This is a genomic window from Limnohabitans sp. 15K (genome assembly GCF_002778285.1).
Classification (GTDB): Bacteria; Pseudomonadota; Gammaproteobacteria; order Burkholderiales; family Burkholderiaceae_C; genus Limnohabitans_A.
In genome coordinates this window covers 95,774-116,634 of record NZ_NESM01000006.1, presented here as the reverse complement: position 1 = coordinate 116,634, position 20,861 = coordinate 95,774, and the positions used below count along the sequence as shown (strand labels likewise).

15 protein-coding genes and 1 other RNA gene are annotated in these 20,861 nt (G+C 59.0%); 11 read left to right on the top strand and 5 right to left on the bottom strand.

Annotated elements, in window-relative coordinates; genetic code table 11:
• Positions 1-139 precede the first annotated feature (139 nt).
• Entirely contained in the window at positions 140-1,543 is a 1,404-nt protein-coding gene (locus tag B9Z40_RS16050) for a recombinase family protein (protein ID WP_158238111.1), read from the top strand.
• Between the two features lie 756 nt (positions 1,544-2,299).
• On the opposite strand, the gene ssrA is transcribed toward B9Z40_RS16050, so the two are convergent.
• The 4 genes from ssrA to ompA form a co-directional block, all read right to left on the bottom strand.
• Positions 2,300-2,688, bottom strand: a transfer-messenger RNA (tmRNA) gene (ssrA, locus tag B9Z40_RS16040).
• A 13-nt stretch (positions 2,689-2,701) separates the two neighbouring features.
• Positions 2,702-3,367: an HAD-IA family hydrolase gene (locus B9Z40_RS16035; protein ID WP_100174368.1), complete on the bottom strand. Its 666-nt coding sequence runs from the start codon at positions 3,365-3,367 to the stop codon at positions 2,702-2,704.
• Between the two features lie 2 nt (positions 3,368-3,369).
• Positions 3,370-4,080 (bottom strand): bifunctional 2-polyprenyl-6-hydroxyphenol methylase/3-demethylubiquinol 3-O-methyltransferase UbiG, encoded by a 711-nt coding sequence (ubiG, locus tag B9Z40_RS16030; RefSeq protein WP_100174367.1) that lies wholly within the window; start codon positions 4,078-4,080, stop codon positions 3,370-3,372.
• A gap of 91 nt (positions 4,081-4,171) precedes the next feature.
• The gene (ompA, locus tag B9Z40_RS16025) at positions 4,172-4,822 is read right to left on the bottom strand and encodes an outer membrane protein OmpA (RefSeq protein WP_100174366.1); all 651 of its coding nucleotides are present in this window, start codon (positions 4,820-4,822) and stop codon (positions 4,172-4,174) included.
• 230 nt (positions 4,823-5,052) lie between these two features.
• Between ompA and gyrA the strand changes: the two genes are divergently transcribed.
• The 10 genes from gyrA (at position 5,053) to B9Z40_RS15975 (ending at position 17,165) form a co-directional block, all read left to right on the top strand.
• Positions 5,053-7,719 carry a DNA gyrase subunit A gene (gene gyrA, locus B9Z40_RS16020; RefSeq protein WP_100174365.1) on the top strand — a complete coding sequence of 889 codons (2,667 nt, stop codon included), beginning with the start codon at positions 5,053-5,055 and terminating at the stop codon, positions 7,717-7,719.
• Between the two features lie 3 nt (positions 7,720-7,722).
• Positions 7,723-8,814, top strand: coding sequence for a 3-phosphoserine/phosphohydroxythreonine transaminase (gene serC, locus B9Z40_RS16015; RefSeq protein ID WP_100174364.1), 1,092 nt, complete (start codon positions 7,723-7,725; stop codon positions 8,812-8,814).
• A 40-nt stretch (positions 8,815-8,854) separates the two neighbouring features.
• Entirely contained in the window at positions 8,855-9,955 is a 1,101-nt protein-coding gene (gene pheA, locus B9Z40_RS16010; RefSeq protein WP_100174363.1) for a prephenate dehydratase, read from the top strand.
• A 7-nt stretch (positions 9,956-9,962) separates the two neighbouring features.
• Positions 9,963-10,859 (top strand): prephenate dehydrogenase/arogenate dehydrogenase family protein, encoded by an 897-nt coding sequence (locus B9Z40_RS16005; RefSeq protein ID WP_100174362.1) that lies wholly within the window; start codon positions 9,963-9,965, stop codon positions 10,857-10,859.
• A 4-nt stretch (positions 10,860-10,863) separates the two neighbouring features.
• Positions 10,864-12,864: a bifunctional 3-phosphoshikimate 1-carboxyvinyltransferase/cytidylate kinase gene (locus B9Z40_RS16000; protein WP_100174361.1), complete on the top strand. Its 2,001-nt coding sequence runs from the start codon at positions 10,864-10,866 to the stop codon at positions 12,862-12,864.
• Between the two features lie 195 nt (positions 12,865-13,059).
• On the top strand, positions 13,060-14,739 hold the full coding sequence (rpsA, locus tag B9Z40_RS15995) for a 30S ribosomal protein S1 (RefSeq protein WP_100174360.1): 1,680 nt from the start codon (positions 13,060-13,062) through the stop codon (positions 14,737-14,739).
• A 72-nt stretch (positions 14,740-14,811) separates the two neighbouring features.
• Positions 14,812-15,168 (top strand): integration host factor subunit beta, encoded by a 357-nt coding sequence (locus B9Z40_RS15990; protein ID WP_255408278.1) that lies wholly within the window; start codon positions 14,812-14,814, stop codon positions 15,166-15,168.
• A gap of 104 nt (positions 15,169-15,272) precedes the next feature.
• Positions 15,273-15,560 carry a lipopolysaccharide assembly LapA domain-containing protein gene (locus B9Z40_RS15985; RefSeq protein ID WP_100174358.1) on the top strand — a complete coding sequence of 96 codons (288 nt, stop codon included), beginning with the start codon at positions 15,273-15,275 and terminating at the stop codon, positions 15,558-15,560.
• Positions 15,550-16,707 (top strand): lipopolysaccharide assembly protein LapB, encoded by a 1,158-nt coding sequence (lapB, locus tag B9Z40_RS15980; protein ID WP_100174357.1) that lies wholly within the window; start codon positions 15,550-15,552, stop codon positions 16,705-16,707. Before B9Z40_RS15985 ends, lapB begins: the two co-directional genes overlap by 11 nt.
• Before the next feature lie 119 nt (positions 16,708-16,826).
• Positions 16,827-17,165 (top strand): helix-hairpin-helix domain-containing protein, encoded by a 339-nt coding sequence (locus tag B9Z40_RS15975; RefSeq protein WP_199172584.1) that lies wholly within the window; start codon positions 16,827-16,829, stop codon positions 17,163-17,165.
• Between the two features lie 16 nt (positions 17,166-17,181).
• Here the strand turns inward: B9Z40_RS15975 and B9Z40_RS15970 are convergent, their stop codons facing one another.
• Entirely contained in the window at positions 17,182-20,856 is a 3,675-nt protein-coding gene (locus B9Z40_RS15970) for a hydantoinase B/oxoprolinase family protein (RefSeq protein ID WP_100174356.1), read from the bottom strand.
• Positions 20,857-20,861: the final 5 nt, after the last annotated feature.

Below are 20,861 nucleotides of genomic sequence, written 5' to 3'. Positions count from 1 at the left end.
CTTTTTTCAAAATGGCGCCTGGCTTTGGCTAGCTCGCTTAGATTTAGCATCGAATTTTCAGAAATTGACTCACTGACACAGCCCCAAGATAGGCTGCGACCGTGTTCGACATCCTTCCGATCCTGAGATGATGCGGGCTATGAGCGACATCCCCACCGATTTACCGGAGTCAACACCACCGCCACCGCAGCGCTGCGCGGTCTACACCCGTGTGTCGATGGATAACGCTGAGGACGACAAGCTGAGCTCGGTTCAGGCGCAGTTCATGGCCTGCCATGAACTCATTGCAAGTCAGTTCGGCAAGCACTGGGTCCCCATGGACCGAATTTACGAAGACCGGGGTTATTCGGGCAGCAATATCCGCAGGCCTGGTTTGCAGGAGTTGTTATCGGATGTGGCCGACGGGTTGGTGGACATCGTGGTGGTGCATCGCTTGGACAGACTCTCTCGCCACATGGGAGATTTCACCGCGCTGATGCAAGACTTTGAGCGCCACGGGGTGGCATTGGTATCGGTGACGCAGTCGATTGACACCTCAGGCCCGCAGGGGCGCTTGACGCTGAACCTGCTGACTTCATTTGCACAGTTCGAGCGAGAGATCGCGGGGGAGCGTGGCCGGGAAAAACGTGCCGCTTCGCGCCGTCAAGGGGTGTGGCAAGGCGGTGCTCCGCCGCTGGGCTATGGCCTTACACAGCAACGCTTGGTGGTGGAACCGGTTGAGGCCAAGACAGTACGGAATATTTTTGAGCGGTTTTTACAGCAGCCATCAGTGACGACGCTGATTCAGGAGCTCAGTGAACAAGGCGTCAAAACCAAAGCTTGGCAAACCAAAGCTGGCCTGCTGCGCGGTGGTCGCACCTTTGACAAAAACGTGCTTTACAAATTGCTCAACAACCGGATGTACCTGGGCGAGTTGTTCTATGACGATGCTTGGCATGCCAGCAGCCACAAACCCCTCATTGATCAACCCCTGTGGGACGAAGTTCATGATTTGATGGCCTCGCGAGCACGTCGAACCGGCGTTCTAAATCGTGAAACGCCAGAGTGGCAATTCCCACTCAAGGGCTTGGTGTTTGGAGAGGATGGTCGGAGCATGACGCCCTGGTTTTCATCAAAGCAACGGGGGCGACAACTTGGCTATTACATCCCCCAGAAAGAGATTACCGTTGGGGCCGGTGCCTCCGGTCTGCCAAGGCTTTCCGCACATCGATTACATACGCAGGTGTTAGATCATCTGTACGAGAACTTTAGGGACCCCGCACAGTGGCTAGCTGCATTGCCGCAATCACTCACAGAACATCCAACGTTCGATCATGAACTTATTACTGAGCGGCTGCGCAAAGCGGCCAGCGTGTCCGACCACTTCACGTTGCGTGCGAAGGCGCAACTGATACGTCTGTTGGTCGAGCAAGTGGTTGTTGGGCCCAATGACTTCCTTGTACGCGTCAGCGCCAAAGGGGTGTTTGAGCTGATCTGTGATCTCATGCAAGCCCATAAAACAGACTGGATCTCACAAATACCAGACCAAACGCCGCGAAAGTGACGGCTTAGCCAGTGCCTAATTCAGCACCATCAGTTTGCAAACCTAATCAGACTATGGCGGTTGCAAGGACTGCATTTTTCAGCTCTTTAATCTGGAAATGACTTGGCTTTTGATCGTAAAAGAGCGTTCATGGAGGTCCGCAAACCCTTCTTGGAAAGCTGAGCCGATGAATGAAGCATATCGAATCGCCCTGATGAAAATCGTCACCTTGAACACCCTGCCAAAGCCAATTCTGTGGACCGTTTGGGATAAGTACTTTCCACGGCGTCCACACCGCAGCCGGCGTTACTTGGAGACCCAGCTTGCCTTTCTGTTTCAGAAATAAGCCTACGACGAAATGATCGCCGTCATGCCCCAGAAACGGGTCAAAGCTAGCGTCAAAGCCAGCCTGCTAACACGGCAGATCAAAAACCAATGACTGGCGGATTGGATGAGGATTCATATTCTTTTTTACTCGCTCGCCAAGTGATCTGGGCCTCGCGCCATCCCCTCAACCTAGCAATGCCACAAAAAAACCGATTGATTCGTCCGCGCGTAACCCTTTGATTTATATGAGGGTGACGGGCGCGCCTTCCGGACTTCGGCCTGCGCTGGCTGGGCCGGGTCGGAGAGAGAATGTGCAAACGGAGAGTAAAACCTGCCGGTCACTGGCAGAAATGCCTCTCTCCGCAGTCCGCAAGAACCCGCAGGAACCCGCGTAAACACGCGGTAGTAGGCAAAAAAAAGCCAACCGGTTAGGGTTGGCTTTTAAGGTATTGGTGGAGCTGGGGGGATTTGAACCCCCGTCCATAAGTCTTTTTCGTACAGTTCTACATGTGTAGTCGTCTGATTTGAGTCTCGCCAAATGAACCGCGCAGCGACACGCTGAACACCCAGCCAGTACCCTTTTTTCTCACACCACCTCAAGGTACCCGAGGTGATGCCAGCCCATATGTTTTACCTTGCAGCTAGGACTTTGAGGGGTTTAACCCCCTCATCACCCTAACCCAGCCTATCGGCCAACTGTTGCAAGGCTCACCGGATTAAGCGGCGAGTGCGAAACGTTCGTCGTTTGCAGTTAGTTTTTTTTCCGAAGATTAACGAGGATCAGAACCTCGACATGCCCTGCCACGCGTCCGAACCCATGTCGAAACCAGTGCAGCCCCTGAGGGATCTATTTTAGGCGCTCTTGAGGAATTTCAAGAGGTCCATCGGCGAATCAATGTGCAAATGGGCATTCCAACGCGAAATATCGGTCTGCACGCCCAAATAACCATAGGTGGCAGCAACAGTGCCCATGCCTGCCGCCAAGCCCGCCACGATGTCGCGCTCGTCGTCACCCACATACACACACCGGGTTGGGTCTACCGACATACGGCGTGCGGCCTCAAACAGGGGCTCAGGGTGTGGCTTGGCGTGCGGCGTGGTGTTGCCGCTGACAATCGCACCCGCAGATTGGAAAAGCGGCATGGCGGACGTCAAGGGGTCCGTAAAACGGTTGGACTTGTTGGTCACCACCCCCCACGGCATGCCTTGCGCCACCAGGCTGGCAATCAGGTCAACCACACCGTCAAAAATACGGGTCCGCTCGGTCATGCAGCGCTCGTAATTGACGAAAAACTCTTCCTTCATCGCCTCAAACTCGGGGTGCTCGGGGGTCATGTCGAAAGCGATGCCCAACATGCCTCTGGCACCTGCTCCGGCCATGTGGCGGTAATGCTCCAGCGGAAAAGAAGACAAACCACGGTCAACCCGCATTTTGTCCACTGCAGCGCCCAAATCTGGGGCGCTGTCGATCAAGGTACCGTCCAGATCAAACAAGACCGCTTGTACTTGGTGAAACATGTTCAGGCTTTCCGGCAAGCCAGCAGATAGTTCACGCTGGTGTCTTGGCTGAGCCAATAACGCTTGGTGAACGGGTTGTATTCCATGCCTTTGAAGCCTTGGGGCTGGAGCCCAGCATCTCGCGCCCAAGTGGTCAACTCGCTCGGCTTGATCAGACGGGCAAATTCGTGGGTGCCTTTGGGCAAGAGTTTGAGGATGTATTCGGCCCCGACAATCGCAAACAAAAAGGACTTGGGGTTGCGGTTGAGCGTGGAAAAGAACACCCAGCCACCGGGCTTGACCATTTGCGCACAAGCCCTGACCACCGAGGCCGGATCGGGCACATGCTCCAGCATTTCCATGCAGGTGACCACGTCGAACTGTTCCGGCTGCTCTACCGATAAGGCTTCTGCGCTGATTTCGCGGTACTGAACGCCTGTGGTGCCGGCTTCTAAAGCATGCAACTGCGCCACTTTGAGGGATTTGGTGGCCAGGTCAATGCCCAAAACCTGCGCACCTTTGCGGGCCATGGCATCGGCCAAAATACCGCCGCCGCAACCGACATCCAACACATTCAGACCGGTGAGCGGCACCAAGCCGTGAATCCACTCGAGGCGCAAAGGATTGATTTGGTGCAGAGGACGGAATTCGCTTTCCGGGTCCCACCAGCGGTGGGCCAGATCGGAGAATTTGGCCAGCTCGGCCGGATCGACGTTGGATGCTTCAGGGTTCATGGGGTGAGATTGTCATCCATGCAGCACATGGATGTGGCACAGACATAAAAAAAGCCCCATCTCTGGGGCTTTTGGTGTGACCTGAAACAGATCAGTTAGGGCGTGTACCGACCACTTCGATTTCCACGCGGCGGTTCTTGGAACGGCCAGCAGCAGTGCTGTTGTCAGCCACTGGCTGCTTCTCGCCTTTGCCTTCGGTGTAAACGCGGTTTTTCTCGATGCCCTTGGACACCAAGTAAGCCTTCACAGCGTCAGAACGCTTGACAGACAGCTTCTGGTTGTAAGCATCGGAACCCACGGAGTCGGTGTGACCCACAGCAATGATGACTTCCAGGTTGATGCCTTTGACTTTACCGACCAAATCGTCCAACTTGGCTTTGCCTTCGGCTTTCAACACCGATTTGTTGAAGTCAAAGAAGGCGTCAGCAGCGTAAGTCACTTTGGTAGCGGCAGCAGGCGCAGGAGCGGCAGCAGGGGCTGGGGCAGCTTTAGGCGCTGGGGCAGCAGCTGGTGCGGGAGCAGGTGCTGGAGCTGGAGCAGCTTTAGGGGCCACGATGGCACCATCGCAACCAGCAGCGGCTGTAGCAGGTGTCCAGTTGGCATTACGCCAGCACAGTTCGTTGGTACCGTTTTTCCAAGCGTCGCCGGAAGCATTGCGCCAGTTGTCGACAGATTGCGCGCCAGCGGCTGTTGCGAGAGCTGCGGAGGCAATCAACATCGCTACTTTGTTGAAATTGTTCATGGTCTTCCTCTTTTGAGATAAAGCCGCAGACTCGCTGCGAAAAAAATACGTTTCAGATGACCTCCACCTGAACCGTTGGGTTTTATTGTGCCATAGACATGAAACCCAATCGTTAAACGGCGTACACACGAGACAGCAAGGCCCATGATGAATGACAAATGTTGCATATACGCGACACGCACTTGCACCTAAAATGCATGTTTTAAAGCGCCAATCCCCTTCTTCTATATATGACACAGTTCGCCAAAGAAACACTGCCCATCAGTTTGGAAGAGGAAATGCGGCGCAGCTACCTCGATTACGCCATGAGCGTGATCGTCGGTCGCGCCCTGCCAGATGCCCGCGACGGCCTGAAACCCGTGCACCGTAGGGTCTTGTTCGCGATGCACGAGCTGAACAACGATTGGAACCGTCCTTACAAAAAGTCCGCCCGTATTGTGGGTGACGTGATCGGTAAGTACCACCCCCACGGTGACCAGTCGGTTTACGACACCATCGTGCGCATGGCCCAAGACTTTTCCATGCGCCACATGCTGGTCGATGGCCAAGGCAACTTCGGCTCGGTCGACGGCGACAATGCCGCCGCCATGCGCTACACCGAAATCCGCTTGGCCAAGATCGCCCACGAAATGCTGGGTGACATTGACAAGGACACCGTCGACTTTGGTCCCAACTACGATGGCTCCGAAAAAGAGCCCCTGGTGCTGCCTTCACGCCTGCCGAACTTGCTGATCAATGGCTCGGGCGGTATCGCGGTCGGCATGGCCACCAACATCCCGCCGCACAACCTGAACGAAGTGGTGGATGCTTGCCTGCATTTGCTGCGCAACCCCGAAGCCTCGATCGACGAGCTGATGGAAATCGTACCCGCGCCCGACTTCCCGACAGGCGCCATCATTTATGGCATGACCGGCGTCAAGGACGGCTACCGCACCGGACGCGGCCGTGTGGTCATGCGTGCCAAGTGCCACTTTGAAGACATCGACAAGGGCCAACGCCAGTGCATCGTGGTCGACGAGTTGCCCTACCAAGTCAACAAAAAGACCTTGCAAGAGCGCATGGCAGAGTTGGTGCACGAAAAGAAGATCGAAGACATCAGCCACATCCAGGACGAGTCCGACAAGTCGGGCATGCGCCTGGTGATCGAGCTCAAGCGCGGCGCGGTGCCCGAAGTGGTGCTGAACAACCTGTACAAACAGACCCAGCTCCAAGACACCTTCGGCATGAACATGGTGGCCTTGATCGACGGCCAGCCCAAGCTGTGCAACCTGAAAGACCTGATCCAGGTCTTCTTGCAGCACCGCCGCGAAGTGGTGACACGACGCACCGTGTTCGAACTGCGCAAAGCGCGCGATCGTGGCCATGTGCTGGAAGGCCTGGCCGTGGCTTTGGCCAACATCGATGATTTCATTGCCATCATCCGCGGCGCACCCACTCCCCCTGTGGCCAAGGTGGAACTGATGAACCGCGGCTGGGACAGCCAGATGGTGCGCACCATGCTGACCCGTGCACGCGATGACGGCTCGGTGGTCAATGCCGACGACTACCGTCCAGAAGGTCTGGAGCGCGAATACGGTCTGGGTCAAGACGGTCTTTACCGCCTGTCGGACACCCAAGCACAAGAAATTTTGCAGATGCGCTTGCAGCGCCTGACCGGCCTGGAACAAGACAAAATCGTGGCCGAATACAAAGAGGTCATGTCCGAAATCGAAGACCTGCTGGACATCTTGGCCAAGCCTGAGCGTGTGTCCACCATCATTGGCGACGAACTGGGCACCGTGCGCCAGGAATTTGGCCAGACCAAGATCGGCGCACGCCGCAGCGAAATCGAACACAGCGCGCAAGACCTGTCCACTGAAGACCTGATCACACCCACCGACATGGTGGTGACGCTCAGCCACAGTGGTTACATCAAGAGCCAGCCCCTGTCGGAGTACCGCTCGCAAAAGCGTGGTGGCCGTGGCAAACAAGCCGCCGCTACCAAAGAAGACGACTGGATCGACCAGCTGTTCATCGCCAACACACACGACTATTTGCTGTGCTTCTCGAACCGCGGCCGCTTGTATTGGCTCAAAGTCTGGGAAGTGCCTGCGGGCTCACGCGGCTCACGCGGTCGCCCGATCGTCAACATGTTCCCGCTGCAAGAAGGCGAAAAGATCAACGTGGTGCTGGCCTTGACTGGCGAAGCACGCACCTTCCCCGAAAACCAATACGTTTTCATGGGCACCTCGATGGGCACGGTCAAGAAGACATCCTTGGACGAATTCAGCAACCCGCGCAAAGGCGGCATCATTGCGGTGAACCTGGACGAAGGTGACTTCTTGATCGGTGCGGCTCTGACCGATGGCAAGCACGACGTGATGCTGTTCTCAGACGGCGGCAAGGCTGTACGCTTTGACGAAAACGATGTGCGCCCCTTGGGCCGCAGTGCCCGCGGTGTGCGCGGCATGATGATCGAAGAAAGCCAAAGTGTGATCGCCATGTTGGTGGCGGGCGACGAGACACAAAGCGTGCTCACAGCCACTGAAAACGGTTATGGCAAACGCACCTCGATCACCGAGTACACCCGCCATGGCCGCGGCACCAAAGGCATGATCGCCATCCAGCAATCCGAGCGCAACGGCAAAGTGGTGGCCGCCACCTTGGTCCATGCCGACGATGAAATCATGCTGATCACCGACACCGGCGTGCTGGTGCGCACCCGCGTGGCCGAAATCCGCGAACTCGGCCGCGCCACACAGGGCGTGACCTTGATTGGCTTGGACGAAGGTGCCAAGCTGTCGGGCCTGCAACGCATTGTCGAAAACGATGCCAATGTGGCTGAGGGCGAAGTGGCTGATGGCGAAGCGGGCGATGCCAATGCCACGCCAGATGACGACGCACCGGCAGCGGAATAAGTGATGGGGCGCGCTTTCAACTTCTCGGCAGGCCCTGCCGTCATGCCCGAAGCCGTGCTGCAGCAAGCTGCAGCCGAGATGCTGGATTGGCATGGCTCAGGAATGAGCGTGATGGAAATGAGCCACCGCGGCAAAGAGTTCATCAGCATTTACGAGCAAGCCGAAAACGATTTGCGCGAATTGCTCGCCGTTCCAGCCCACTTCAAAATTCTGTTCATGCAAGGCGGTGGCTTGGCCGAAAACGCCATCGTGCCCATGAACCTGTCGCAAGGCGGGGCCATGGACTTTGTGCTCACCGGCAGCTGGAGCCAGAAGTCCGAAAAAGAAGCGGGCAAATACGGCACCACCCGCGTGGCCGCATCGGCTCAGGCAGAAGGCTTTACCACCCTGCCCGACCCGGCCACTTGGCAGCTGGGCGCAGACAGCCGCTATGTGCACATCTGCAGCAATGAAACCATCCACGGTGTTGAGTTTCATGAGCTGCCTGACCTCAAAGCCTTGGGCAGCGATGCACCCCTGGTGGTGGATTTTTCATCCCATGTCGCATCGCGCTCGGTGGACTGGTCACGCGTGGGTTTGGCTTTTGGTGGCGCACAAAAGAACCTGGGGCCAGCAGGCCTGACCTTGGTCATCGTGCGCGAAGACCTGATGGGCCAAGCCCTGTCGCATTGCCCAAGTGCCTTTGACTACAAACTGGTGGCCGAGAACCAGTCCATGTACAACACGCCACCGACTTACAGCATTTACATCGCGGGCTTGGTGTTTCAATGGCTCAAAAAGCATGGCGGCATCGCGGCCATGGAGCAGCGCAACATCGCCAAAGCTACTTTGCTGTATGACTTTCTGGACAGTTCCAGCCTGTACGTGAACAAAGTCGCCATGAATTGCCGCTCGCGCATGAACGTGCCCTTTTTTCTGCGCGACGAGTCACGCAACGATGCGTTCTTGGCCGGGGCCAAAGCGGCCAACTTGCTGCAGCTCAAAGGACACAAATCGGTGGGCGGGATGCGTGCCAGTATTTACAACGCCATGCCCTTGGATGGTGTGCAGGCCTTGGTGGCCTACATGCGCGAATTTGAAAAAACACAGGCCTGACGCTTTCACTCGAAACAGTCTGCCATAAAGAACACGAGACATGAGCCAACAACCCATTCAGTCGGATGCCCTGGGCGCGTTGCGCGTGGAAATCGACGCGCTGGACAAGCAGCTGCTCAGCCTGTTGAACCAGCGCGCCCATGTGGCCGAAAAGGTCGGCGAAATCAAACGCGCCGAAGGCTCGCCCTTCTTTCGCCCCGACCGCGTCGCCCAGGTCATCGACAAGATCACCCAGGCCAACCCTGGTCCACTGAAAAATGAACACGTTGCCTCCATCTGGCGCGAGATCATGTCGGCCTGCCTGGCACTCGAAGCGCCGCAACGTGTGGCGGTGCTGGGGCCTCAAGGCACCTTTTGCGAACAAGCCGCGATTGAGTTTTTTGGCAGCGCCGCCAACCTGATTTACTGCGCCAACTTCGACGAAGTCTTCCACGCCACCACAGCGGGCACCGCCCAATACGGTGTCGTGGGGATGGAAAACACCACCGAAGGCGTGGTGGCCCGTTCGCTCGATTTGTTCTTGCGCTCGCCTGTGCATGTGGTGGGCGAAGTCAGCCTGCAGGTGCGCTTCAATTTGCTGCGCCAGCTCAACTCCGATGCAGGCATCGAAGTCGTGATGGCCCACCCCCAGGCGTTGGCGCAATGCCAAGGCTGGTTGTCCAAGCACCTGCCACATGTGGAGCGCCGCGCGGTGTCGAGCAACGCCGAAGGCGCACGCTTGGCCGCCACCAATCCGGCTTGGGCGGCCTTGGCCAGCGAACGCGCCGCCAGCCAGTTTGGCCTGCACATCGTGCACCACGCCATCCAAGATGAGGCACTCAACCGCACCCGGTTTGCCGTCATCACATTGCCCCAGACCCTGGCCACGCCACCTGCTTCGGGCAAAGACTGCACCAGTTTGGTGGTGTCGGTGCCCAACCGCCCGGGTGCGGTGCACGATTTGCTGGTGCCGCTCAAAAACAACGGCGTGTCCATGACCCGCTTTGAGTCGCGCCCCGCCAAATCGGGTCAGTGGGAGTATTACTTCTACATCGACCTGCAAGGGCACATCAGCGAGCCGCATGTGGCGGCGGCTTTGCAAGAGCTACAAGGCCTTTGCGCGTTTTACAAGGTGCTGGGTTCCTACCCCGTGCCTGAGTGAGTGCGCGGTGAAATTTGAACGCCTGGCCCTGATTGGCTGCGGCCTGATGGGCGGCTCGTTCGCGCTCGCCTTGCGCGAAGCCGGTCTTGTGCAACACATCACCGGCTTCAGTGCCTCTGAAAAAACACGCCAACGCGCACTTGAGCTGGGTGTCATCGACCAAGCCTGCCGCAGCGTGGCCGAGGCGGTGCAAGGTGCCGATTTGGTCTTGCTGGCCGTGCCCGTGGGGGCCATGCACAGCAGCTTTGCTGCGCTGCGAGACACCCTGTCACCCGGCGCCTTGCTGATGGATGTGGGCTCGACCAAGTGCGATGTGATCTCGGCAGCCCAGGCCACTTTGGGCGAACGCCTGAGCTGCTTTGTGCCCGCCCACCCGATTGCGGGCAAAGAAGTGGCGGGCATCGAGCATGCTGAGGCTTCGCTTTACCAAGCGCGCCGGACCATCCTCACGCCCTTGCCGCAAAACAGCATCCGCCACATCCAAACAGCGAGCGAAGTCTGGACTGCCATCGGCAGCCATGTGAGCCACATGACCCCCGAGGCGCATGACGCCACTTTTGCAGCCGTCAGCCACCTGCCTCACCTCTTGGCCTTTGCGGCAGTGAATGCGCTCACTGCCCAGCCGCAAGGCGCAGCGTTTTTGGAGATGGCAGGCCCTGGCTTTCGCGATTTCTCTCGCATCGCCGCATCGGATGCGTCGGTCTGGCGAGATATTTTGAGCGCCAACCAGTCTGAAGTGCTCACGCAAATGGCGCACTTTCGCGCGGCGCTTGATCAATTTGAAAACACCTTGAAGCAAGGCGACACAGCAGCGCTGCAGCAACTGATTCAACAAGCCAGCGATGTGCGCTCGGCCTGGACGCTGCAAGCGGGCAACGCTTGCAACAAAGCCTCTGAAGACTGACCCCATGTTCTCCACCGCCTTCCTCGACATTCCTGCGCTGCAAGGCGCGTCCGGCACCGTCACCCTGCCCGGCTCCAAAAGCATTTCCAACCGTGTGCTGCTGCTCTCGGCACTGTGCGAAGGCACGACCGTGGTGCACGACCTGCTCGACTCGGACGACACCCGCGTGATGCTGGCTGCGCTGCGCCAATTGGGCTGTGGGGTCGAGGTGGCAGGCACCACAGTGACCATCACCGGCCTGGGCGGTCGCGCCTGGCCCACTGAAGCGATTGAATTTTTCATGGGCAACGCGGGCACGGCAATGCGCCCGCTCACCGCTGCACTGGCGGTGCAAGGCGGTGACTTCACGCTCAAAGGTGTGCCACGCATGCACGAGCGCCCGATTGGCGACCTCGTGGACGCCCTGCGCGAGCTGGGTTGCGCCATCGACTACCTGGGCAACGAGGGCTACCCGCCACTGCGCGTGCGCCAGCCTTCGCTGCAGCTCGACAAACCCATCCCCGTGCGCGGCGATGTGTCCAGCCAGTTCCTTACGGCCTTGCTGATGGCCCTGCCCTTGGCGGCCCAAGACCGCGCCATCACCATCGAGGTGGTGGGTGAACTCATCAGCAAGCCCTACATTGAAATCACGCTCAACCTGCTGGCGCGCTACGGCATTCAAGTCGAGCGCCTCGGTTGGGAACGTTTTGTCATCCCGGCGGGCAGCCGCTACCAGTCCCCGGGCACGATCCATGTCGAAGCCGACGCGTCTTCGGCCAGCTACTTTATCGCGCTGGGAGCCATTACCAAGGGCGACGGCATCCGCATCCAGGGCGTTGGGGCCGACTCGATCCAAGGCGACATCCGCTTCATGGACGCCGCCGAACAGATGGGCGCCAAAATCACCAGTGGGCCCAACTGGCTCGAAATAAAGCGAGGCGCCTGGCCACTCAAGGGCATCACGCTCGACTGCAACCACATCCCCGACGCGGCCATGACCTTGGCCGTGATGGCGCTGTATGCCGACGGCCCCACCACGCTGCGCAACATCGCCAGCTGGCGCGTGAAAGAAACCGACCGCATTGCGGCCATAGCCATCGAAAGCCGCAAGCTCGGTGCCACCGTCGAAGAAGGTCCGGACTGGATCACCATCCACCCCCTGCCCGCCAATCAATGGCAGCGCGCCAGCATCCACACCTACGACGACCACCGCGTGGCCATGTGTTTTTCCCTCGCGGCTTTCAACGCCGATCAGGTGCCGGTTCGCATCGAAGACCCTAAATGCGTGGCCAAGACCTTCCCCGATTACTTTGAGGCCCTGTTCTCGGTGGCGCATACAGCGGCTGCGAACATTCCAGTCATCTGCATCGACGGCCCCACGGCCTCGGGCAAAGGCACGCTGGCCAGCCGGGTTGCTGCGCAGCTGGGTTACCACTACCTGGATTCAGGCGCGCTCTACCGCGTCACGGCCCATGCCGCTTTGCAAGCGGGCCTGACCTTGGAAGCCACCGATGAAGCTGCGATTGCCAAATTGGCCCGCAGTCTGCCCGTGCGCTTTGAAGGCGAGCAGGTGCTGCTCAGCAACGTCGACGTGACCGATGCGATCCGCAGCGAACAAGGCGGCATGAACGCCTCCAAAGTGTCCGTATTGCCAGCCGTGCGAGATGCTTTGGTCGACCTGCAACACAGTTTTCAGCGCCTGCCAGGCCTTTTGGCAGACGGCAGAGACATGGGCACGGTGATCTTCCCGAAGGCGCCTTTGAAGGTTTTTTTGACCGCCAGCGCCGCCAAACGCGCTGAAAGACGTCATAAGCAATTGATTTCTAAGGGTTTTTCGGCTAATATCGACGCTCTTCGCGCTGACTTGGAAGCACGCGACGCCCGGGACATGTCTCGCAGCGTAGCGCCACTCAAGCCAGCACAAGATGCCTTGCAACTGGACAACTCGTCCTTGACCATCGAAGCCTCGGTGGAACAGGTGATGGTCTGGTGGCAAAGCCGGCAGGTTTTCGGTTTTCCAACCTAAAACGGCCACCCCAGCCCGCCCTGTGTGGGCTGACCTGAAGTTCCACCCGGCTCTCATCGTGCAGCTTGCTCACTGGCCAGGTGGTTTTTTAAAAAACCAACCGCGGCTCACGCCGCAAACCAATCGCCACTGTCAGCTCCTGGAAACGACGCATGTCGCGCTCGTCAGTCCTGAACTTGTGGATGAGGAAATACCATGTCTGAATCATTTGCCGCCCTATTCGAAGAATCACTGACGCGCACCGAAATGCGCCCAGGTGAAGTCATCACCGCTGAAGTCGTGCGCATCGAGCACAACTTCGTTGTGGTCAACGCCGGTCTCAAGTCCGAGTCGTATGTGCCCCTCGAAGAGTTCAAGAACGACCAGGGTGAAATCGAAGTCCAGGTCGGCGACTTTGTCTCGGTGGCCATCGGCTCCATCGAAAACGGCTACGGCGACACCATCTTGTCGCGCGACACCGCCAAGCGTTTGGCTTCGTGGATGTCTTTGGAAAAAGCCCTGGAATCTGGCGAGTTCGTCACTGGCGTGACCAGCGGCAAAGTCAAGGGTGGCCTCACGGTGCTCGTCAACGGCATCCGTGCTTTCTTGCCCGGCTCTTTGGTCGACACACGTCCCACCAAAGACCTGTCACCCTATGAGAACAAGACCCTGGAATTCAAGGTCATCAAGCTCGACCGCAAGCGCAACAACGTTGTGTTGTCACGCCGCGCTGTGGTGGAAGCCTCGATGGGCGAAGAGCGCGCCAAGCTGATGGAAACATTGCGCGAAGGCTCCATCGTTCACGGTGTGGTCAAGAACATCACCGAATACGGTGCGTTCGTGGACTTGGGCGGTATCGACGGCTTGCTGCACATCACCGACATGGCATGGCGCCGTGTCCGTCACCCTTCCGAAGTGGTCACGGCTGGTCAGGAAATCACCGCCAAGATCCTCAAGTTCGACACCGAGAAAAACCGCGTGTCCTTGGGTCTGAAGCAAATGGGCGACGACCCATGGATGGGCGTGAACCGCCGCTACCCACAAAGCACCCGCATGTTCGGCAAGATCACCAACATCGCCGACTACGGCGCGTTTGTGGAACTCGAGCCAGGCATCGAAGGCTTGGTGCACGTCTCCGAAATGGACTGGACCAACAAGAACGTGGCACCTTCCAAGATCGTTGCTTTGGGTGACGAAGTCGAAGTCATGGTCCTCGAGATCGACGAAGACAAGCGCCGCATCAGCTTGGGCATGAAGCAGTGCCGTGCCAACCCATGGCAAGAGTTCGCTCAGAACACCAAGCGCGGCGACCGCGTCAAGGGCCCGATCAAGTCGATCACCGACTTCGGCGTGTTCGTGGGCTTGGCTGCCGGCATCGACGGCTTGGTGCACTTGTCTGACTTGTCTTGGAACGAAACCGGCGAAAACGCTGTGCGCGAATTCAAGAAGGGTCAAGAAGTTGAGGCTTTGGTCTTGGCTGTGGACGTGGACCGCGAGCGCATCAGCTTGGGCATCAAACAGCTCGACTCCGATCCTTTCACCACTTTCGTGTCGATCAACGACAAAGGCCAGACCGTCACCGGCAAGGTCAAGACTGTGGATGCCAAGGGCGCTGAAATCGACCTGGGCGAAGACATCATCGGTTACCTGCGTGTGTCCGAAATCTCGCGTGACCGCGTGGAAGATGCCAGCCATGTGCTGAAAGTCGGCGACGAAGTGACCGCTGTGGTGGTGAACGTGGACCGCAAGACCCGCAACATCCAGTTGTCGATCAAAGCCAAAGACGCTGTGGACCAACAAGAAGCCATGGCTTCCTTGTCACAACAGTCCAAGAGCGAAAACGCTGGCACCACCAGCCTGGGCGCTTTGTTGCGTGCCAAGCTGGATAACAACTGATCTTTTTGATCTGAAGACGCTTGCTGTCTGAAAAGCCTGCCCCTGTGATGGGGGCAGGCTTTTTTAAGAGGGGTGCCAGACACCTGCAAGTGCCATCCACAACGAAGTGACAACATGACCCGATCCGATCTGGTTGAAGAACTCGCCGCACGCTTTGCGCAGCTGACCCACCGTGACGCCGAATTGGCCGTCAAAACGGTGCTCGACGCCATGAGCGACGCGCTGGTTAAAGGCCACCGCATTGAGATCCGTGGCTTTGGCAGCTTCTCCATCAACCGCCGTCCACCGCGTGTGGGCCGCAACCCCCGCTCTGGCGAGAGTGTTCAAATTCCCGAAAAACGGGTCCCCCATTTCAAACCCGGCAAAGCTTTGCGAGAAGCCGTGGATTCGGGCACAGCCAGCCAAAGTTCTGGTGCAGCCAAAGACTGAGCGCCCAGCCCTGCCGCATGAATGGCGATTGCCGCATCAGGCCCATCCGGCACCTTGCTTAGGCGGGTGGCCCGTTAGAATGCAGCCAGATTCCGAGGTCATCCATGAAACGTCTGCTTCGGCTGCTTCAGTGGCTACTGAAAGCCGCTGTCTTTTTCACCCTGTTTGCTTTTGCGCTGAACAACCAGCAAGAAACGCGCGTCAATTTCTTTTTCGGCACCTTTTGGTCAGCACCCACCGTTTTGGTGGTGCTGTGCGCGTTTGGCTTGGGTGTCGCCGTGGGCGTATTGGGCATGGTGCCCCGTTGGTGGCGACACCGCCAAGCGCTGCGCATGAACACTTCGGCTCCCACTGAGCCCATCCCTGAGCCTGCGAAACCCTATGGAACTTGACCTGACCTGGATTTTGGTGGGCCTGCCCGCCGCGTTTGCCCTCGGCTGGATTGCCTCACGCCTGGACCTTCGACAAATGCGCATTGCCAACCGCCAGGCACCTCGCGCTTATTTCAAAGGGCTCAATTACCTGCTCAATGAACAGCAAGACCAGGCCATTGACGCCTTCATTGAGGCCGTGCAAAACGACCCGGACACGTCTGAATTGCATTTCGCTTTGGGCAATTTGTTCCGCCGCCGTGGTGAGTATGACCGTGCGGTGCGTGTCCATGAGCACCTGCTCTCCAGGGCTGACTTGAGCAGCGCCGATCGCCAGCGTGCCCAACACGGCTTGGCACTCGACTTCTTGAAAGCGGGACTGCTGGACCGCGCCGAAGAAGCCTTGCGCAAACTGGAAGGCACCTCGTACGAAGGTCAGTCGCGACTGGCGCGGTTGGCGATTTACGAGCGCTCGCGCGAATGGCCGGAGGCTGCCCAAGTGGCTCGACTTTTGGAAAAGTCGGGCGAAGCCAATTTTGAGATGCGTCTGGCGCATTACCAATGCGAGCAGGCCCGTGAAGCGGTGCAACAAGGCGATGCAGTCAAAGCCCTGCAATTGCTCACCACAGCCCTGCAAACCACCCCCGAAGCCGCCAGACCGCGTATTTTGCTGGGGCAGCTTCAACTGTCCCAAGGACAAGCCGCAGAAGCCTTTGCCACTTTGTCGGTCTTGTTTGAACGCAGCGATGCCGCGGCCACACTGGCTGCGCCCAGCTTGGTCAAGGCCGCGCAGGCGGCTTCTTTAGGCGAGCAGGCCATACAGCTTTTGCAAAAGCATTACGACAAACAGCCCAGCATCGATGTGCTGGACGCCATCACCGCGTTGACAGCCACCTCGCCAGAGGGCCAAGCGGCATCGCACCAACGCTACCTCGACCACTTGAGCCAACACACCTCGTTGATGGCGGCTGCTCGTTGGTTGTCAGACGAAAGCCCCGCCACGCCCGCCTTGCCAGCTCCTGTCCAAAAAGCACTGGAGCAGGCCATTCGGCCCCTGGCCCGTTACCGCTGCGCAGCCTGCGGGTTTGAAGCCAAAGAACATTTTTGGCATTGCCCAGGTTGCCAAGCTTGGGACAGCTACCCACCCCGTCGCATCGAAGAACTCTGAAGCCTGCTTGAAACAACTGGTTTCAAGTGCAGCGCCCTAGGCCTTGCACCGGTATCTCATCGGTGCCCAAAATGCGGGCTGCTGCAGGGTTTTGCAGCCCTGCACCAGGAGAGGTCAAGATGATCCAAAACATCGCCATCAGCACCATAAAAGCCATTGCCATCAAGGCCATCGCCGTCAACATTAGCTTCGGCCTAATGGCATCGGTGGCTTGGGCCCAAGTGGACCTGAACCAGGCCACAGAAATTGAGCTCGATGGCCTGAAAGGCTTGGGCCCAGCCATGACGCGGCAAATCATAGACGCACGCCAAAAAGCGCCTTTTCGAGATTGGCCAGACGTGATGCAACGCGTCAAAGGCATCGGCCCTAAAAAAGCGGCCAGTTTGTCAGAACAGGGCATTCGGGTGCAAGGGCAGACCTACGGCCAAGCCCCTAGCGCATCACCGAAAAAACCCTGATCCACCACCGACTGACCTAAGTGCCCACTGTGGGCTCGCCGAACCCGCCTCCACCCGGCGTGTGGATCTCAAACACATCGCCCGCCTGCATCTCAACTTGGCCAATGTGTGCCAACTCTTGCACGCTGCCATCTCTGCGCACCACGCGGTTGATGCCCGGCAGGCCGCTGTGACCACCCGCCATGCCAAAGGCCGGATGGACGCGCCCGTTAGACAAAATGCCCGCCGTCATCGGCTCCAAAAAGCGCACACGGCGCACCCCGCCGTCGCCACCGTGCCAGCGCCCCGCGCCGCCTGAGCCCTCTCGGATCGCGTAACTCTCCAGCCGCACCGGAAAGCGGAACTCCAGCACCTCCGGGTCCGTGAGGCGTGAATTGGTCATGTGAGTTTGCACCACCGAGGTGCCGTCAAAACCACCGACCAACTGGCCTTGTGCGTCAAAGCGACCACCCGCTCCGCTGCCACCCGAAATGGTTTCGTAGTACTGGACCCGCGAATTGCCGAAGGTGAAGTTGTTCATGGTCGGCTGGCTGCCCGCCATCACACCCAAAGCACCGAACAGCGCATTGGTGATGCAAGTCGAGGTCTCCACATTGCCTGCCACCACCGAAGCCGGGGGGTTGGGGTTGAGCATGGAGCCCTGAGGAATAATCACCTTGAGCGGCTTCAAGCAACCGGCATTCAACGGGATGTCATCGTCCACCAGGCTGCGGAAAACGTACAGGACGGCTGCCATGCACACCGCACGCGGCGCATTGAAGTTGTTGGACAGCTGAGCGCTGGTGCCGGTGAAGTCGATCTCGGCCGTGCGCTCTGCGGCATTCACGCGCACCGCCACCTGGATCTGCGCCCCGTTGTCCAAGGGAAAAGTGAACGTCCCGTCTTTGAGGCGCGTGATGACGCGGCGCACGGACTCTTCGGCGTTGTCCTGCACATGGCGCATATAGGCCTGCACCACATCCAAGCCGAATTGATCGACCATGCGGCGCAGCTCTTGCACGCCTTTTTCATTCGCGGCAATTTGCGCCTTCAAATCGGCCATGTTTTGCGCCGGGTTGCGCGAGGGGTATTCGCCGCTTTGCAGCAGCGCGACCATCTCGGCCTCGCGCAAATGGCCCGCCTCGACCAGTTTGACGTTGTCGATCTGCACGCCTTCTTCTTCGATGCGCGTGGAGAACGGCGGCATGGAGCCCGGCGTCAAGCCGCCCACATCGGCGTGGTGACCGCGTGAGCCGACATAAAACACAGGGTCTGCTTGGCCGTCTAGGTACACCGGGGTGATCACCGTGATGTCGGGCAAGTGCGTGCCGCCGTGGTACGGATCGTTCAGCACAAACACATCGCCTGGCTGCATGCGCCCCTTGTTTTCTTGGATCACCGTCTGGATGCTCTCGCCCATCGAGCCCAAATGCACCGGCATGTGCGGCGCGTTGGCAATCAAGTGCCCTTCTGCGCTGAACAAGGCGCAAGAAAAATCCAAGCGCTCCTTGATATTGACCGAGTAAGCGGTGTTTTGCAGCTGCAAGCCCATTTGCTCAGCAATGTTCATGAACAGGTTGTTGAACACCTCCAGCAGCACCGGGTCGGCCTGCGTGCCTGCGGCATGCTGTACCGCACGCGCCTGCACCCGCACCAGCAGCAAATGGTCAAGCGCAGTCAACCGCGCTTGCCATCCGGGCTCCACCACCGTGGTGGCATTTTTTTCGGCAATGATGGCCGGGCCATCGATCACATCGCCGGGGCGCATGTCTTCGCGCACCACCAGCGCAGCGCCCTGCCACTCGGCCACGCCTTGAGCATTGGCGGCATAGACCTGCACGGTGTCGCGACGTGGCACCTCGCGCTCAGCGTTCAGCGCATGAACAGCCTCTTCGGGCGCATCACCAGGCAGCACCGCCTCGACCGACACCGCTTCGACCACCAAAGCCTTGCCCTGCATCAAAAAGGCAAAGCGTTGGCGATACGCCGCTTCAAAACCGGCCACCAATTGGGTCTGATCGCCCCAGGGTACGACCAGCGCCGAGTCGGTACCTTCGTAGCGCAAATGCACGCGTTGGCGCAGCTCGATGCGGTCGGCACTGGCGGCCTCTGCGCCCATTTGAGCCAACAGGGCTTGACGCGTGGTTTCACCCAAGACTTGCAAGCGCTCGGCCATCAAGGGCATGGCGGCCGCATCCAAGCGCCGCTCAATCGATTCTTCGCGCATCACGTTCTGGTCGGCCAGGCCCATGCCATAAGCCGACAGCACACCCGCCAGCGGGTGCACCAGCACCTGCGACATGCCCAAGGCATCGGCCACCAAACACGCATGCTGCCCGCCCGCACCACCAAAGCACTGTAGGGTGTAGCGCGTCACGTCGTAGCCACGGGCCACCGAGATTTTCTTGATCGCGTTGGCCATCTGCTGCACCGCGATCTGGATGAAGCCATGCGCCACGTCTTCGGCAGCACGCCCGGTTTGTGCGGCCAATTTTGCAAAATGCCCGCGCACCACTTCAGCATCCAGCGGCTGGTTGGCTTCAGGCCCAAACACCGACGGGAAAAATTTCGGTTGCACCTTGCCCACCATCACGTTCGCATCGGTCACGGCCAGCGGCCCGCCGCGTCGGTAACTGGCCGGCCCCGGATTGGCACCCGCGCTTTGCGGCCCAACCCGAAAGCGTGCACCGTCATAGGCCAACAGCGAGCCACCACCCGCCGCCACCGTGTGGATGCTCATCATCGGTGCACGCATGCGCACACCCGCGACCTGGGTTTCGAACTCGCGCTCGAACTGCCCGGCAAAGTGCGACACATCTGTGGACGTGCCGCCCATGTCAAAACCAATCACCTTGTCGTGCCCCGCCAGCTGCGCCGTGCGGGCCATGCCCACAATGCCGCCCGCCGGGCCGCTCAAAATCGCGTCCTTGCCCGCAAACACCTGGGCGTCCGTCAAGCCGCCCGAAGACTGCATGAACATCAGTTTCACGCCTGGCATCTCGCTGGCCACTTGGTTCACATAACGCCCCAAAATCGGCGACAAGTACGCGTCCACCACGGTGGTATCACCCCGGCTGACCAGCTTCATCATCGGGCTGGTTTGGTGCGAGGTGCTGACCTGGGTGAAACCAACCTCATGCGCCAGCCGCGCTGCAGCCTGCTCGTGCGCCGTGTGCCGCCAACCGTGCATGAACACGATGGCCACCGAGCGCACACCTTGTTGGTGCGCATCAACCAATTGGGTGCGCAAATGCACCTCGTCGAGCGGCTGCAACACCTCACCGTCCACCGCCACGCGCTCCTGCGCCTCCACCACCGCGCTGTAGAGCAACTCAGGCAACACGATCTGGCGGTCAAACAAACGCGGGCGGTTTTGATACGCAATGCGCAGCGCGTCGCCAAAGCCTTGCGTGGTGACCAGCAGCGTGGCCTCGCCCTTGCGCTCCAGCAGCGCATTGGTGGCCACGGTGGTGCCCATCTTCACGCACTCGACCAGCTCGGGTGTGACGGGTTCTCCAGCTTTGAGGCCCAGCAAATGGCGAATGCCCGCCACCGCCGCGTCGCGGTATTGCTCTGGGTTTTCAGACAGCAGTTTGTGCGTGACCAAAGTGCCGTCGGGCCGCTTGCCCACCACGTCGGTGAAGGTGCCGCCGCGGTCAATCCAGAACTGCCAACGGTTTTTGCCAGCGGGTGTGGTGTGGGATTCGGTCATATGTT